The organism is Shewanella carassii (assembly GCF_019670705.1).
Classification (GTDB): domain Bacteria; phylum Pseudomonadota; class Gammaproteobacteria; order Enterobacterales; family Shewanellaceae; genus Shewanella; species Shewanella carassii.
In genome coordinates this window covers 736,914-752,577 of the sequence record NZ_AP024618.1, presented here as the reverse complement: position 1 = coordinate 752,577, position 15,664 = coordinate 736,914, and the positions used below count along the sequence as shown (strand labels likewise).

Here is a 15,664-nt window from a genome sequence, read left to right as displayed (position 1 = left end):
GTTACTTAACTCCTGTTAAAATATTCACAGAACTTGACAAAATCCCCCCACAATTGCTACATGCTGGAAATGGTAGACCTTGTCCAGGGCCAGGAGCTAATTTGATCGTCGATACATTTATTTTCGACAAATCAAAACCAACTGGTACTTGATTTATAACATTGTTTACCGATTGAACTTCTGCATGCAACCCTGGAATACCTGCTTGCGTTGGGAATTGACTCGTACCGTCCCCAATGTATTCTAATATTTTGTTGCGAGTAACTGAGTTCAAGGTGTTTCCAGAATCTGCATACAGCTTTTCGACCTGCCTTATGTACGCTGCCGAATCGTCAATAACGAAGAATTCATCATCTAATCTTCGAACTCCCGGAAAGTTTTTCACTGAACCTGGTAAGTTTATATAATTTTTACTAACGATACCTAACTCTTCAACACCTGCTCGAGATAAAGCAGCTTGTTTTCGTAGCTGACCTTTGGTAGAAATTGAAATAATAGATTCGGCATCATCTGTTAAAGCACTGGTCAATCTGTTTGGAACACCTTTTGGATTCTCCCGACTTTTCAAAGGAGTGTCAACATCACCCTTTGGCGTCTTGCTATTCAGTGGAGTCTGGTGTTTTCCGATATAAGTTTGAACTGCATGGTCGTTCCGAATCGCCTTTTGGGCCTTGGCGATATCTTCCAATACGCTACTGGCCGGGCTGATAATCCTGCTGGCCCGTTTCTTGGTCACAACAAGAAACATCAGGATCACCCCAAAGATACTGCCAACCAGCGCCGCAAGCAGGACAAGAGACATCTCCAACATGCCATCCAAATTGACCCGGCTATGCATATAACCGGCTATTTCGGCCAGCTTATCTTTGGGAAGGGCGTCGAGATAACGCAGTGGCAGTGATTGCAATAAGGCCCGGACATGCTCGTCTTTTAACAGCAAGATCAGCATTTCCATCGCCTCACCTGTGGCCTTCAAGCCATTTTCACCACGGGCACGCCATTGAGCCAGTTTGCTCTCCAGAGCATCGACATCGCCTGTCATTATCGCCTCGAGCAACAAAGAAAGACTTATCTCTGCTTCCTCGAGGAATGCCATCAAGCCACTGAAATCCAGCAAATCGTCCATGAAGCTGGCTGTTCCCTGACTCAGCCCCTGTGTATAAGCCTGGCCAGTCTGCAAGGCTTGTTGCCAGATTTGCTGTTGGTTGAACTGCTCTCGCTGAGCCGTCAGCTCCGCCAGTTGTGCATCCACTTTTTGCCTGAAACTGTCACTGATTTGCTGAACACCCGCCTGAGCGGCCAACTGTTCGCTTTTCTTGGCCATTTCCGCTGCCGCAGTGTCCAGCGACGCCGCCAACTGACGGTAGAGGCTGGGTAACCTTTGCTCTGCACTTTGGCGCTCAGCCTCATCGCCAAAGATAACAGTGGCTTCCCCAGTGGGGCAATCTTCCAGGCAGGCCCAGCCCTTGGCATTCAATACCCCGCTCTTTTGCGAACCATCACTGAATTCGACTCTATAGGGCACCTTACCTGCCGCCGTCTCCTCTTTGTCGTCGTAAACCAGTTCCAACTCCAACCTGCGTCTGGCTTGAGCGAACTTGGGACTGATTTTAGCCGTTGGCGCCGCGGTGGGCGCAATCTGAGTCAGGCTGGGATCCGGGCTGTAAACTGGTTCGATGGCCGGGGCCAGGCTGCCGGTGGATGTTTTAAAGTAAGCACTGCTTCCAGCCGAAGCCAAACGCTTTTGGATCTGATTAACGGCGTGAGGGGAAATACCGTCTTGAATGTTGGCGACCCAGTCGCCGGATTGATAACGAAATAGTGGCAAGATTGGTGCATCACTGAGAAGCACCCAGTTGCCATCGGTCAGTTCCCGCTTGAGCTGCTCAAGCGAGCGCCCGGACGGTGCCAAAGATACCAACTGTTCATTGCTCAAGCTTTGCCAGTTGGCCTCAATCTGCCCGGCATCACTGAGATGCAACTCAGCCATACTGACTACGCGGATCACGCCCATCTATGACTCTCCCTGTCTGCCCCAAGGTAATGAGGCTCCCTTGGTAAAACTCCTTGTTTCCTGTGGCGCTTTTTTGAGCGCGCTTGGATGGTACTGCAAGTACTGAAGAAATGCAGCTCAGTCACCTTGAAAACATTAGTTTTTCCCGATATTTTTCGGTTTGCTTGCCACAAAACAGTCCTTTTGAGGGCAACACCCCCTTCTAAACGACTATAAGCCTTTTAGGCCTGGTGTAAGCTCACAGCAAAGTGTTGCTGCTATAGCCTGAGACCGGGGTTCTGGGCTATCATCTGGCTCCATAAATTCAGCGTATTCCAAAGCAGTATTCATGATCACCATTTCCGATGCCCAGTTGATCCGTGGCACCAAGACCTTGCTTGACGAGGCCTCATTGACTATTTATCCCGGCCACAAGGTGGGATTAGTCGGCGCCAACGGTACGGGTAAGTCCTCGTTGTTGGCCCTGATTCTAGGGCAACTACACCTGGACAAAGGCGAGATCAGCGTGCCATCCCAGTGGCGCATCGCAACTGTTGCTCAGGAAACCCCGGCGCTGGACGTCTCGGCACTGGAATATGTGCTCGATGGCGATCGTGAGTTTCGCGAGCTCGAAACCCAACTGGCCAAGGCTGAAGCAGAGGATAATGGCCACAGGATAGCCGAACTGCACGGCAAGCTTGATGCCATCGGCGGCTACAGCATACGCGCCCGTGCCGGTACTCTGCTGGCAGGGCTTGGCTTTAGCGAGGCCCAGCAGAGCCATCCGGTGAAGAGCTTCTCCGGTGGCTGGCGGATGCGTCTCAATCTGGCGCAGGCACTGCTGTGTCGCTCAGAATTATTGCTGCTCGATGAGCCCACCAACCACCTGGATCTGGATACCATGTACTGGCTGGAAGGTTGGATTAAATCCTATCAAGGCACGCTGGTGCTGATCAGCCACGACCGTGACTTTATCGACGCCATAGTGGACGAAATCGTCCATGTTGAACACCAGAAACTTAACTTCTACAAGGGTAACTACAGCGCCTTTGAACACACTCGTGCCGAACGTATGGCCCAGCAACAGGTGGCCTATGAACGCCAGCAGCGAGAGCGGGCGCACATGCAGTCTTTTGTGGACCGCTTCCGTTACAAGGCCAGTAAGGCCAAACAGGCCCAAAGCCGCCTGAAGGCCCTGGAAAGGATGACTGAGTTGATGCCTTCCAAGGCCGACAGCCCTTTCTATATGGAATTTCGCGAGCCGGATGCGCTGCCCAACCCCTTGGTGAAGATGGAAGATGTGTCGGTCGGCTACGGCGACAAGGCTATTCTCAACAAGGTGCATCTCAATCTGGTACCCGGTGCCCGCATCGGTTTGTTGGGGCGCAACGGTGCCGGTAAGTCTACCCTGATTAAGTTGCTGTCTGAGCAGCTCTCGCCCATGCGCGGCCTGTACGAGCCCAATCCCGGGCTCAATATCGGCTACTTTGCCCAACATCAGATAGAGTTTCTGCAGCTGGATGATACCCCGCTGCAGCATCTGCAGCGCCTGGCACCCAACGCCCGCGAACAGGAGTTGAGAGACTTCCTCGGTGGTTTTGGGTTCCAGGGAGATATGGCACTTGCCCAAGTGCGTCCCTTCTCCGGTGGTGAAAAGGCCCGTCTGGTATTGGCGCTGCTGGTGTGGCAACGCCCCAATCTATTGCTGCTCGATGAACCCACCAACCACCTGGATTTGGAGATGCGCCACGCCCTGACCGTTGCGCTGCAGGGCTTTGAAGGCGCCATGGTGATAGTGTCACACGACCGCCACCTGCTGCGACTCACCTGCAACGACTATTACCTGGTCGACGGCGGCGAAGTGCGGATGTTCGATGGCGATCTGGACGACTATCACCAGTGGTTGCTGGATGCCGCCAAGGCCGCAACGGCGAGTGTGTCCCAGGTTGACGAAGCCTCACCAGCCCAGGACAAGAAGCTGCAAAAGCGCCTGGAAGCTGAATTGAGACAAAAACTATCACCACTGAAGAAACGCCAGGCCAAACTGGAAGCCGAGCAGAGCCAGGCTACCGACAGATTGGCGGAGCTGGAAAATCTGCTGGCGGACACTGCTCTCTACGAGGCCGAGCAAAAGCCCAGACTGACGGAGATCCTCGCCGAGCGCACCCAACTTTCGCAGGCGCTGGAAGAAAGCGAAATGAACTGGTTGGAACTTCAGGAAGAGATAGACGCCATCGAAGCCGAATCGGGTCTTTAAACTGGATTCGGCCAAGCCGTTAAGTTAACCCAAAGGAGAACTCTGTGCCCCATACGAGTCTATTTACCCCCAATCTTTGGCAGGAGTGCGAAGCGCTATACCCCTCGCTGGAAAAGTTGCTGATAGAGCTACAGGACAAACATGGCCTGATAGTGAACCTGATCTTACTTGCACTGACACTGGACGATAAACGTGTCGCTCTCGACTGCGAGTCTTGGTCTCAATTGCATACCGATATAGCACAGTGGGAAAGCGGCATTCTGCACCCCTACCGCCGACTTAGACGGCTAGCCAAACCCAATCTGGAGCAAACAGAATACCAACAGATGCTGGATGTCGAACTCAAAATGGAACGTCGAGGTCAGCATTTAATACTGCATAAACTCAACGGTCTGCCTCGCAGCATCGCTGAAGACAAGCGACACAATCTCAGCACTTATCTGGCGCTATTCAACCTCAGCCCTCAGCAACACCCTGCACTGCTGGCTCCCGCTTGAGTCTCCGAGCCAATCGGCTGGCGTTCCGCGCCGTCAAACCATAGATGCTCAATTGAGGATTGGCCCCCAAACTGCTGGGAAATACAGAACCATCCATCACAGATAGATTGCTGTAGTAATGTGCCTGACCTTCACTGTTTACCCAGGATAATTGCCTGTCTTCGCCCATGGCGCAGCCGCCCATTACATGTGCCGAAGCCACTATGGTCTTCAGTGGCGCCAGCGGCATATTGGCTATAACCTGTTTGGCCTCTTGCCAAGAGGACAAAATTCCGGCGCCCTCATTGATAGGCATAACCTGCTCAGCACCGGCGGCAAACTGCAGCTCGGCCATGCTGGCAAAAGCCCTTCTGGCGGCGGCAAACAGGGCCGGCGTCAGAGGGTAATCCAGCGCAGTGCCTTTATCTGTCAACAGTACTTGGCCACCGGGCAATTCTGGCGAAAAGCCATCCCGGATCAGGGCTATGGTGACCTGCAGATGATTGAACCAGGACATCAGCTCGGCATGCTGTGGCCCATAGCCCAGGGTTTTGGAGGCAATAAGCACAGGATGCACCGGCGGTACCTCCAGCTTATATCCTGGTTGACCAGTAGCACCATCTTGCCAAACAAACTGATCCGAATATATCGACTGCGGTGCCCCGGAGTGGGCATTGATTGCCTCCCGAAAGCGGGCGCCACTGAGCACGGTTGGGTGTAAACAGGTCTGCTTGCCGAGGCGCTGATAGGGATCTGTCATTTGTGAACGCAGCAGCAATGCCGGAGTGTGAATAGCCCCGGCCGCCACCACATAATGACGAGCGCGGATCATCAACTTGACTCCAGTGGGCTTGTTATAGCCATCGAGCGCCTCGGCTCTGAGAGCAAAAACCCGCTCGCCATGATGCTCGAAGCGCTCGGCGCGAACATGGCTGTATAACTCAGCCCCAGCGTTCAGGGCAGCCGGTATGGTGGTGACCAGCATGGATTGCTTGGCATTCACCGGGCAGCCCATGCCGCAGTACCCCGTGTTCCAGCAGCCCAGCACATTGCGTTTGATAACTGTGTAGTCCCAGCCTAGCTCGACACAGCCATCCCTGAGAGCCTGGTTGTTGCGGTTGGGATCTATCGGCCAACGACTGATATTGAGCCTTTGCTCCATCTTGTCGAACCAGGGATCCAACTCGCTGCGGGACAAACCTTTAACCCCAAGGCTTTGCCAATAGTCCAGAGTGGCTTTTGGGGTGCGAATCGAAGTGGTCCAGTTGACTGTAGTGGAGCCGCCGACCGACTTGCCCTGGAAAATACCTATTCCCTTATCCAGGGTCTTCATGGCCGCCGCTTGCTGGTAGAGTTCTGGATAGGCGCGGCGCTCCTCCATGACAAAGTCAGAGGATGACTTGAGCGGCCCGGCCTCCAACAGCAAAACTCTGAGCCCCGCCTGAGTCAATATTTCAGCCGCCGTACCGCCGCCGGCACCTGTACCTATGATGACGACATCCGTCTCCAGTTCAAGATCCTCGGTCAAAGAGGCTCCATCTGTATGTTTCCAACCTGCGGCCAACCCGGCCAAAATGGGATCAACTATCGGCAAATGTGTCTCCTGTGGGGTATTAGAGGGCCAGTTTCGGCTTGCTGTAGTTAAGCCCGCCCCAATGCTCAGGGCAGGCGTAATAGCTCGCCATCAACAGTTCTCTGAGACCAAGATAGGCTTGTTGCAGCAGCGCCATCCAAGCGCTGCGCCAAGACTCCAGCATACCGACCAATTCATTGGGACTGCGCAACATCAGAGGCGTCATGCTGCCGCTCAGCAAGAGTAAGCCAAAGCGGTTTTCCAGCATGTCGAGCAGCTGTTCCAGCTCCTGACGCTGGGCCTTAGGTAGCCATTTAAGGGTTTGATTGACCGCATCCAGGGTGCGATTGATGGCATCGACTCTATGCTTGCTAATCTCCGGCAATGCGCCTTCCAACAATACTGGGATCAAGGCGCCGAGCAGAAGGTCATGAGGCTTTTCCCGCTCACTCAAGCTGACGATCTCCTCATCTACATAGAGGCTGACGCCTAACGCCAGCGCCGTTGTTCCCCCCAAAGCCCACAGTAGAAACTGCCGTCTTTGCATGCCTGTCCTCCTGTCATTTCCCTGCACTCGGCTGTGCTGACATCTGTGTTACAATTCGGCCGATAACCAATTAACCACAGCAAAGCGCCCACGGCAATAGGCCATTTTGCATGCGAGATATCATGAGCCGCAGTTTTCGCTCGCCCTGGTGGGCCAAGAGCCCCCATTTTCAAACTATCATTCCCGTGCTGACCAAAGTGGCGGGGTTGCCGCTGCGGCGTGAGCGTCTGGAACTGGAAGATGGTGACTTTATCGATCTCGACTGGCTCAAGACGCCAACCCCGGGTAAGCCCTTATTGGTAATACTGCACGGGCTGGAAGGCAGCGCCGACTCCCACTATATCCGCCGCCTGCTGCGTGAGTGTCAGAAGCAGAGACTGGCCGCCGTAGTGCACCATCACAGAGGCTGCTCGGGTGAAGACAATCGCCTGGCGCGCAGTTACCACAGTGGTGATACGGCCGATATCAGCCATAGCCTGCAAACCCTGAAGCAGCGCTATCCCCACTCGCCTCTGCTGGCGGTCGGTTACAGCCTCGGCGGCAATGTACTGGCCAAGTACCAGGGAGAATTTGCTGAGAAAAGCCTGCTCAGCCGCGCAGCCGTGGTATCGGCACCGCTGGCGCTGGCATCCTGCGCCAAGCGGCTGGAGAAAGGCTTCTCCAAGATTTATCAAAGTTATCTCATCCGCCAACTACAGCAAAAAATGCTGCTGAAACTCGAGCGGGGCAACAGCCAGTTGCCGCTGAATGGCGAAGCCATCAAACGGCTAAACACCTTTTATGATTTCGACCATCAGGTGACGGCACCACTGCACGGTTTCAACGGTGTCGATGACTATTACCAAAAGGCCAGCGCCTTGCCTTTATTGAGCAAGATAGCCAAGCCGACCCTGATTCTGCATGCCGCAGACGACCCGTTTATGACGGACGCCGTAATCCCGTCATTGGCGCATCTGCCCGCCTGCGTCGAGTATGAACTGCATGCCAATGGCGGCCATGTGGGCTTTATCGAGGGCGGCACACCATGGCGACCACGCTATTATCTGGAGCAGCGATTGCTGCGTTATCTAACGGAGTCAACTCATGCTGATACCCTATGAATCCCTGCTGCAACTGCCCAAGGACACCCTGGACAACCTGATTAAGGAATACCTGCTCTCTCAGGTAGAAGATGGCAGCTTCGATGCCTTGGGTGACGAAGCGTTGGAACAGGCCATCGGCAAGTGCCGCCTGGCGCTCAAGAGCGGGCATTTGCTGGTCGAATTTGGTGAAGACGATGAGTCCATTGCGATCCGCTCCCGCGAGGAGATCATGCGCCGAACTCCACTTACCCATGATTGACCCGCCCCCCTGCATTCCTTTATAAGTAGTTAACCAAAGGTTAACCCACCGATCGTTAGCCCGTGGCTCAAGTTCTTTGAAATAGGTAGGAAAAATGTCTGCAAAACATCCAATTATCGCAGTGACAGGTTCATCGGGTGCCGGAACCACGACTACCACAACCGCCTTCAGTCACATCTTCAGACAGCTGGGGATCAACGCGGCCATGGTAGAAGGGGACAGCTTTCACCACTATACCCGCGCCGAAATGGAAGTGATGATCCGCAAGGCCAAGGCCGAAAACCGCAACATCAGCTATTTTGGCCCTGAGGCCAATGATTTTGCCCGCTTGGAAAAGTGTTTTGCCGACTATGCCAGCACGGGACAAGGGGAAACCCGCTCCTACCTGCACACCTTCGATGAGGCCGTGCCTTACAACCAGATGCCGGGCACCTTTACCCAGTGGCGACCGCTGCCGGAGGACACCGATATGCTCTACTATGAAGGGTTGCATGGCGGAGTCGTGACCGGCGAAAACAATGTTGCCCAGCATGTGGATCTCTTGATTGGCATGGTACCCATAGTCAACCTGGAATGGATCCAGAAGATCATTCGCGATACCTCTGAGCGCGGCCATACCCGCGAAAAGGTGATGGGCTCAATCGTGCGTTCGATGGACGACTATATCAATCATATGACGCCGCAATTCTCCCGCACCCATATCAATTTTCAGCGGGTCCCTACGGTGGACACCTCCAACCCCTTCAGCGCCAAGGATATTCCCAGCCTGGACGAAAGCTTTGTGGTGATCCGCTTTCGCGGCATCAACAATGTCGACTTCCCCTATTATTTGAAGATGATCCAGGGGGCTTTTATGTCCAGAATCAACACCCTGGTCGTGCCTGGAGGCAAGATGTCACTGGCAATGGAACTCATTCTAACCCCGCTGATTAAGGATCTGATGGAGAAACGCCAAGCCCTGCTGGAGCAGGACATTGAATAGGCTGGATGCAGATAAATGTGGGCTTCATACTCGATTAAGTTTGATTTAAGTCTAAAGGGGTAAATTACAGCCATCGGGATTTCAGGCGAAATACTGATGGTTGACATACTCTTGGGGATAGATTCCCCCATCTTGATCTGTTTGTTCCCTCGAGTATGTCAACAACCTCATCTGCTTTAGACACCACCAACTAAGATTATATATCTCCCATTAATTGACGGTAGATTTGCCGCCGTAATTAATATAGATAAATAGCTTATTTATCTATAACTTAACCCAAAATTAGCCACTGATTGCCGTTGGTCAACCGTTATCGCTTGTCATGCTTATCTCGTCAATAGTTCGGCGTCAGAAGCTGTTAAAACCGCAGGCTCCTCGCTGAACCTACAGAGACTCAACTGGCAAGATATTGCGGCAAAATGTCAGCGGAATATGGCGTTCTAGCGACCCCTTCAACCTCTTACGACTACCCAATAAGTAAGGTAAGTTCTGAGATCGAAAACGGCTGGAAAGTAATTGTTTTATCGCAAAACAAAATACTTTCCAGCCGTTGCTATTTTCTGTTCCCGCTCATCGGTGAAGCCCTTCAAAAACCGACATCCCAGCGGTTTTATCTGGGCTTAGGATCAGGAAATGCGCTCTACCGAGCCACCTAGGCCCTTGAACTTCTCTTCGATATGTTCATAGCCCCGATCCAGATGATAGATACGGTCCACCACTGTGGTGCCTTCGGCCATCAGTCCGGCAATCACCAAACTGGCTGACGCCCGCAGATCGGTCGCCATCACCTGAGCACCATTGAGCCGCTCAATACCGTGAATGATACAGGTATTGCCTTCCAGCTCCATATTGGCGCCCATACGGTTCAACTCGGGCACATGCATAAAGCGGTTCTCAAAGATGGTTTCCGTGATAGTGCCTGTGCCTTCTGCTAGTGCATTGAGCACACAGAACTGCGCCTGCATATCGGTCGGGAAACCGGGATAAGGCAGAGTCTTGATATTGACTGACTTGGGACGCTTGCCCTTCATATCCAGGGCTATCCAGTCGCTGCCGGTAAGGATTTCGGCGCCGGCATCTTCCAGCTTGGCCAGCACAGCCTCCAGCGAGCCGGGATCGGCATCCAGACAACGGATCCGGCCACGGGTCACGGCTGCAGCCACCAGGAAAGAGCCTGTCTCAATTCTGTCCGGCATCACCCGATAACGGCAACCATTGAGCTTCTCCACCCCCTGGATCCGTATGGTGGCGGTTCCGGCGCCCTCAATCTTGGCCCCCATGGCGATAAGGCACTTGGCCAGGTCCACCACTTCGGGTTCGCGGGCGGCGTTTTCAATCACGGTTTCACCGTCGGCCAAGGCCGCAGCCATCAACAGATTCTCTGTGGCACCAACACTGACCATATCCATAAAGATATGCGCGCCCTTGAGGCGACCATCGACCCGAGCCTTGATATAGCCTTCATCGACTTCTATCTTGGCGCCCATCAGCTCGAGGCCATGCAGGTGCAGGTTCACCGGCCGGGCTCCTATGGCGCAGCCCCCCGGCAGAGACACATCCGCCTTACCGAAACGTGCCAGCAAGGGTCCCAGGATCAGAATGGAGGCGCGCATGGTTTTCACCAGATCATATGGGGCGCAAAACTCATTGATACCGCTGGCATCGATACGTATCTGGCCCTGCCCCAGTTCGGTGACGTCGGCGCCGAGACAGCGTAGCAGCTTACAGCTGGTGCTGACGTCCCTCAGGTTGGGCACATTGGAAACCAGAAACTCCGACTCGGCCAGCACCCCGGCCATCAGGATAGGCAGGGCAGCATTCTTGGCGCCGGAGATCACCACATTACCGGCAAGCGCACCGCTTGCCTGAATTTTCAGTTTATCCACATTGATACTCTAGGCTGGCATGTTGAAGATTTTTTCACGCTGCCACTGGGTAGGCGTAAAAGTCTTGATACTGAGCGCGTGCATCTCACCACTGGTGATCTTGTCCATCAGAGGCGCATAGATAGCCTGCTGCTGCTTGATACGGCTCATGCCATCGAAACATTCACCCACGGCCACTATCTTGAAATGGCTGCCTTCGGCGCTGACATAGACTTCCGTCAACGAGAGTGAATCCTTTAATACTTGTTCTATCTCTTTGGTATCCATTGGAAACTTACCTAGTTTGGCCCTCTGTGATAAAGAAGGCATCCAAATCATACAGGGCGATCAACTTACGCACCTGTGGCGAGGGAGAAGCCAGGGTCAGCTCCCCCTTTCTGAGACTGACAAGCTCCATTAGAAACGCCATGCCGGCACTGTCCGAGTATGTCAGCTCGCTGAGATCCAACCGGCGCACATCGTCCGGCAGCAGTGTCTTGCGCGTCTTCCACAAGCGGGCGACCTCTTCTTGAGTCAAACGCCCGCTCAATTTGCAGCTATCGCCCTGTGGCTCCAGCTTCATAGCGCATCCTTGCCTTTAGGGCCATTGGGATCCACGTGAACCTGAGTGCGCTCTTTAAGCATCTCAATCACGGCATCTATGCCCTTTTGGCGAATGAGTGTAGTGACTTCCGATTGCTTGGAGGCCAGCAAGCTGACACCTTCGGCAACCAGGTCGAAGGCCTTCCAGCTGTCGTCCTTCAAACGACGCGCCTTGAACTGCAACTTGATGGGCGGACGACCCGCTTCAATGATCTGTACATTCACCTCGACTATCTTTTCCTGGCTGAAGTCGATGGCGCGGCCAAATTCCACCTTCTGATTAGTGTACTCGGTAAAAGCCTGGGCATAGGTGGAAACCAGATAGCCCTCAAACGCATCGACAAAGGCATCACGCTGCTCTCTGGTGGTCTGCTGCAAATATTGGCCCATCACCTTGTAAGCGGCGTACTTGTAATCCACATAAGGCATCAATTCCTCTTTAACGATCACCTTGAGGTGATCCGGATTGCTGTCGATGATGCTCTTGTCCTGATGAAAACGATTGAATGTCTTGTCGGCAACCTGCTCCACCATGATATAAGGGTTGCTGGTATCGATATCGGCTGCCTGTGCCACAGTTGCAGACGCCAGGCAGGCGACGGCCAACAGATTACGGATTATCCCTTTAAACATCTCAGTGCTCCTAGTTGTCCTTTGAACCCATGCTATATAAAAACTGCCCAATCAGATCCTCCAGCACCAGCGCCGAACGGGTATCGTCGATGCGATCGCCATCTTGCAAAATCGCGATATCGTCATCCATAAACCCTGGGGTCAGACCGAGGAACTGCTCACCCAGCAGGCCCGAGGTTAAGATAGCCAGGCTGCTGGTTTCGGGAAACTGGTCGTAACGCTTGTCCATGGTCAGGGTCACTACAGGCACCATCTGCTGGGGATCCAGAGTGATCTGACTCACCCGACCGACAACCACACCGCCCACTTTGACCGGCGAACGTACTTTAAGGCCGCCAATATTACTGAACTTGGCCGTTAGAGTGTAAGTATTGCTAGAGGATTGCACCTCCACATTGGCCACCTTGTATACCAACAGCAAAAAAGCCACCAGTCCGGCCAACAGGAAGAGCCCCACCATAAATTCAATTTTTCGTGTCAACATAGAGTCACCAGAGTTAATCATCCATTATGCGCCGGCGCCAAAATCAGCGGGCAAACATCAGCGCCGTCAATAAGAAGTCCAGCGCCAATACCGCCAGGCTGGACTGCACCACAGTCTGGGTGGTCGCGCGGCTAATCCCTTCCGGATTAGGCACCACCTGATAACCACGATAGAGAGCTATCCAGGTCACCACTATGGCAAAAACAAAACTTTTAATCAGACAGTTAACTATGTCCTGCCGCCATTCCACCGCGGCCTGCAGAATCGACCAGAAGGCGCCATTGTCTATACCTTTCCATTCGACCCCAACCAGATAACCGCCATAGATACCTACAGTGGTAAACATCAAGGCCAACAGCGGCATGCTGATCACCCCGGCCCAGAAGCGCGGCGCAATCACCTGCCGTAGCGGATCTATCGCCATCATCTCCAAACTGGAGAGCTGCTCTGTGGATTTCATCAACCCCAGTTCAGCGGTCAGGGCCGAACCGGCGCGGCCGGCAAACAGCAAGGCGGTGACCACTGGCCCAAGCTCCCTGAGCAAACTCAGCGCCACCATGGGGCCCAGGCTCTCTTCGGTGCCAAAGTCCACCAGGATGTTGTAGCCCTGCAGCGCCAGCACCATGCCGATAAACAGTCCAGAAACCAAAATGATCACCATGGACTGCACGCCGACGACGTAAACCTGCTTTATCAGCAGTGGCAAGCCTTTGCGTGGCCGTGGCAGTTGCACCAGGGCGCCCCAAAGCATCAATCCGGCCTTGCCGAGCCCAGTCACCAAACTCAGCGCATTGCGGCCAAGATTGGCTATCGAATCAGTCAAGCTCACCGAGCAACTCCTTCTGATAATCCTGCGCCGGATAGTGGAAAGGCACGGGGCCGTCCGGCATACCGTCGATAAACTGCCTCAGCTGTGGATTGTCGGCCTGCCGGAGTTCGACCGGTGTTCCCTGGGCAATGATGCGCTTGTCAGCGATCACATACACATAGTCGGCAATGCTCAGCACTTCGCCCACGTCATGGGAAACCACCACAGAGGTGAGATTCAAAGCATCGGACAGCTCTTTAATCAACTTCACCAGCACTCCCATGGAGATGGGATCCTGACCGGCAAACGGCTCGTCATACAGCACCATTTCCGGCTCGAGTGCTATGGCACGGGCCAAGGCTGCCCGGCGCTGCATTCCGCCGGAGAGTTCGCTTGGCATCAACTGCGCCGCGCCGCGAAGCCCTACGGCTTCAAGCTTCATCAACACTATGCGGCGGATGATGGCTTCCGGCAGCCCAGAGTGCTCCCTAAGAGCAAAGGCCACGTTATCGAACACATTCATGTCGGTAAAAAGGGCACCGCTCTGGAACAACATGCTCATCCGCTTACGAGCTTCAAACAGCTCGTGGCGGCTCAGCTTGTTAAGATCCTGACCATCGAACAGCACCTCACCGTGATCCGGAGTCAACTGCCCGCCGATGAGCTTCAGCAGCGTGGTCTTGCCTATGCCGCTGGGCCCCATGATGGCAGTGACTTTACCTCTGGGAATCGTGAGGCTTACCTGCTCAAAAATCACCCTCGCCCCACGACTAAAGCCGAGGTTGTTGACCTCGACCAGGGGAGAAGGATTTTGCTGCTTGTTGGATTCCGGCATCAAAATGAAATGGAGACCTTGTCTAGTGGAATTCAAGTTACGGCGCGGTTATTGCGCCACGGCACATAAGGTTCGCCGTTATTAAGGCCCGATACTGCCGCAGGCTTACTGAATTGACGCTGAATGGCGCCCGGTAACCCGCATGGCCAAGCCAAATATAAGCGATAAATTGTACGCAATTGAGGATAAGCGCACAACTGAATCAATAGTATCGCGCCGTGATACTTTCAATTTGTAGCAAATACGGCGAAAATGCACGCCAGAATCCGTAGCTTTATTTACTGCATGTTATTCAATATTTTCTTGCTGCTCGCCGGCTTGTCCGTCCTGGTCTGGAGTGCCGATAAATTCGTTTATGGCGCCGGGGCTTTTGCCCGTAACCTGGGGTTACCCCCCATGTTGATAGGACTGACCATAGTCGCCATGGGCAGTTCGGCCCCAGAGATGTTCGTTGCCGCCAGCGCCTCCATGGCCGGCATGCCTGACACGGCCGTGGGTAATGTGCTGGGCTCCAATGTTGCCAATGTCAGCTTGATCCTGGGTTTAACCGCCCTTCTTGGGGCTATTGCCGTCAGCTCCAAGACTCTGAAGCGGGAGATCCCCATGATGCTGGGCGCCACAGTGCTGGCGGGCTACTTCCTACACGATCAGTATCTCAGCCGCAGCGAAGGAGTTATTTTACTGGCGCTGTTCTTCGGCCTGATGGGCTATCTTATCTGGCATGCGCTGACCAATAAGAATAAGGATCCACTCGCCGATGAAGCCGATGCAGAGATCCCCAAAGATGTGCCCACTGCCAAGGCGGTACTCTGGTTGATCATAGGCTTGGTACTCTTGCCGCTATCGGCGGATTGGATGGTGGACGGCGCAGTCGGCATCGCCAAGTCTTTTGGACTGTCGGATCTGGTTATCGGCCTGACCATTATTGCCGTAGGCACCAGCCTGCCGGAACTGGCGGCCTGTGTGGCCGGTGTACTCAAGAAAGAGGACGACTTGGCCATAGGCAATATTGTCGGCTCCAATCTGTTTAATATTTTAGCGGTACTGGCAATACCCGGCCTTATCACCCCGGGCGTAATCGATGCCGCGGCGGCCGGACGCGACTTTTATATGGTTTTGGGCACCAGTTGTGCCCTGGCACTCCTGGTGCTGAGCACTGGCAAACAACGTGAACTCAAACGCTGGCACGGTGCCTTACTACTGATAAGCTTCATCGGCTATCAATACAGCCTGTTTCAATCCCACTAGCGATGAAGGGCAAAAAGAC

16 protein-coding genes are annotated in these 15,664 nt (G+C 53.8%); 6 read left to right on the top strand and 10 right to left on the bottom strand.

All coding sequences use genetic code 11. The annotated features are described in order from the left end of the window. Window position 1: 1 nt before the first annotated feature. Window positions 2–2,014 (bottom strand): YwqJ-related putative deaminase, encoded by a 2,013-nt coding sequence (locus K5621_RS03575; RefSeq protein ID WP_221050438.1) that lies wholly within the window; start codon window positions 2,012–2,014, stop codon window positions 2–4. A gap of 328 nt (window positions 2,015–2,342) precedes the next feature. Between K5621_RS03575 and K5621_RS03570 the strand changes: the two genes are divergently transcribed. Both K5621_RS03570 and K5621_RS03565 read left to right on the top strand, forming a co-directional pair. Beyond that, window positions 2,343–4,250, top strand: coding sequence for an ABC transporter ATP-binding protein (locus K5621_RS03570; RefSeq protein WP_221050437.1), 1,908 nt, complete (start codon window positions 2,343–2,345; stop codon window positions 4,248–4,250). A gap of 44 nt (window positions 4,251–4,294) precedes the next feature. Continuing rightward, a complete protein-coding gene (locus K5621_RS03565; RefSeq protein WP_100143168.1) occupies window positions 4,295–4,747 on the top strand; it encodes a TIGR02444 family protein in 453 nt (150 codons plus the stop codon). On the opposite strand, the gene K5621_RS03560 is transcribed toward K5621_RS03565, so the two are convergent. Beyond that, window positions 4,707–6,320: a GMC family oxidoreductase gene (locus K5621_RS03560; RefSeq protein ID WP_221050436.1), complete on the bottom strand. Its 1,614-nt coding sequence runs from the start codon at window positions 6,318–6,320 to the stop codon at window positions 4,707–4,709. The genes K5621_RS03565 and K5621_RS03560 overlap by 41 nt on opposite strands. Window positions 6,321–6,339: 19 nt before the next feature. After that, window positions 6,340–6,846 carry a TAT leader-containing periplasmic protein gene (locus tag K5621_RS03555; RefSeq protein WP_100143166.1) on the bottom strand — a complete coding sequence of 169 codons (507 nt, stop codon included), beginning with the start codon at window positions 6,844–6,846 and terminating at the stop codon, window positions 6,340–6,342. A gap of 122 nt (window positions 6,847–6,968) precedes the next feature. On the opposite strand from K5621_RS03555, the gene K5621_RS03550 reads away from it, so the two are divergent. The 3 genes from K5621_RS03550 to K5621_RS03540 all read left to right on the top strand — a co-directional run bounded on the left by K5621_RS03550 (window position 6,969) and on the right by K5621_RS03540 (window position 9,169). After that, entirely contained in the window at window positions 6,969–7,946 is a 978-nt protein-coding gene (locus K5621_RS03550; protein ID WP_221050435.1) for a hydrolase, read from the top strand. Further along, entirely contained in the window at window positions 7,930–8,187 is a 258-nt protein-coding gene (locus K5621_RS03545) for a YheU family protein (RefSeq protein WP_100143165.1), read from the top strand. Before K5621_RS03550 ends, K5621_RS03545 begins: the two co-directional genes overlap by 17 nt. A gap of 94 nt (window positions 8,188–8,281) precedes the next feature. Next, complete coding sequence (locus K5621_RS03540; protein WP_221050434.1) at window positions 8,282–9,169, top strand: phosphoribulokinase; 888 nt, start codon at window positions 8,282–8,284, stop codon at window positions 9,167–9,169. 626 nt (window positions 9,170–9,795) lie between these two features. Here K5621_RS03540 and murA read toward each other — a convergent pair. From murA to mlaF, 7 genes are read right to left on the bottom strand one after another with little or no spacing between them, the layout of a single operon-like run. Continuing rightward, complete coding sequence (murA, locus tag K5621_RS03535) at window positions 9,796–11,055, bottom strand: UDP-N-acetylglucosamine 1-carboxyvinyltransferase (protein ID WP_221050433.1); 1,260 nt, start codon at window positions 11,053–11,055, stop codon at window positions 9,796–9,798. A 9-nt stretch (window positions 11,056–11,064) separates the two neighbouring features. Beyond that, window positions 11,065–11,322, bottom strand: a complete 258-nt coding sequence (locus K5621_RS03530; RefSeq protein WP_096141023.1) for a BolA family protein — start codon at window positions 11,320–11,322, stop codon at window positions 11,065–11,067. Window positions 11,323–11,329: 7 nt separating this feature from the next. Then, window positions 11,330–11,617: an STAS domain-containing protein gene (locus K5621_RS03525; RefSeq protein WP_208159045.1), complete on the bottom strand. Its 288-nt coding sequence runs from the start codon at window positions 11,615–11,617 to the stop codon at window positions 11,330–11,332. Further along, window positions 11,614–12,270 carry an MlaC/ttg2D family ABC transporter substrate-binding protein gene (locus tag K5621_RS03520; RefSeq protein ID WP_100143162.1) on the bottom strand — a complete coding sequence of 219 codons (657 nt, stop codon included), beginning with the start codon at window positions 12,268–12,270 and terminating at the stop codon, window positions 11,614–11,616. Before K5621_RS03520 ends, K5621_RS03525 begins: the two co-directional genes overlap by 4 nt. 10 nt (window positions 12,271–12,280) lie before the next feature. After that, window positions 12,281–12,754, bottom strand: a complete 474-nt coding sequence (mlaD, locus tag K5621_RS03515; RefSeq protein ID WP_221050432.1) for an outer membrane lipid asymmetry maintenance protein MlaD — start codon at window positions 12,752–12,754, stop codon at window positions 12,281–12,283. Between the two features lie 43 nt (window positions 12,755–12,797). Continuing rightward, window positions 12,798–13,583 carry a lipid asymmetry maintenance ABC transporter permease subunit MlaE gene (mlaE, locus tag K5621_RS03510; protein WP_100143161.1) on the bottom strand — a complete coding sequence of 262 codons (786 nt, stop codon included), beginning with the start codon at window positions 13,581–13,583 and terminating at the stop codon, window positions 12,798–12,800. After that, entirely contained in the window at window positions 13,570–14,397 is an 828-nt protein-coding gene (mlaF, locus tag K5621_RS03505) for a phospholipid ABC transporter ATP-binding protein MlaF (protein ID WP_100143160.1), read from the bottom strand. Before mlaF ends, mlaE begins: the two co-directional genes overlap by 14 nt. Before the next feature lie 285 nt (window positions 14,398–14,682). Here mlaF and K5621_RS03500 point away from each other — a divergent pair, with 285 nt between their 5' ends. After that, window positions 14,683–15,645, top strand: a complete 963-nt coding sequence (locus tag K5621_RS03500) for a calcium/sodium antiporter (protein WP_221051110.1) — start codon at window positions 14,683–14,685, stop codon at window positions 15,643–15,645. Window positions 15,646–15,664: the final 19 nt, after the last annotated feature.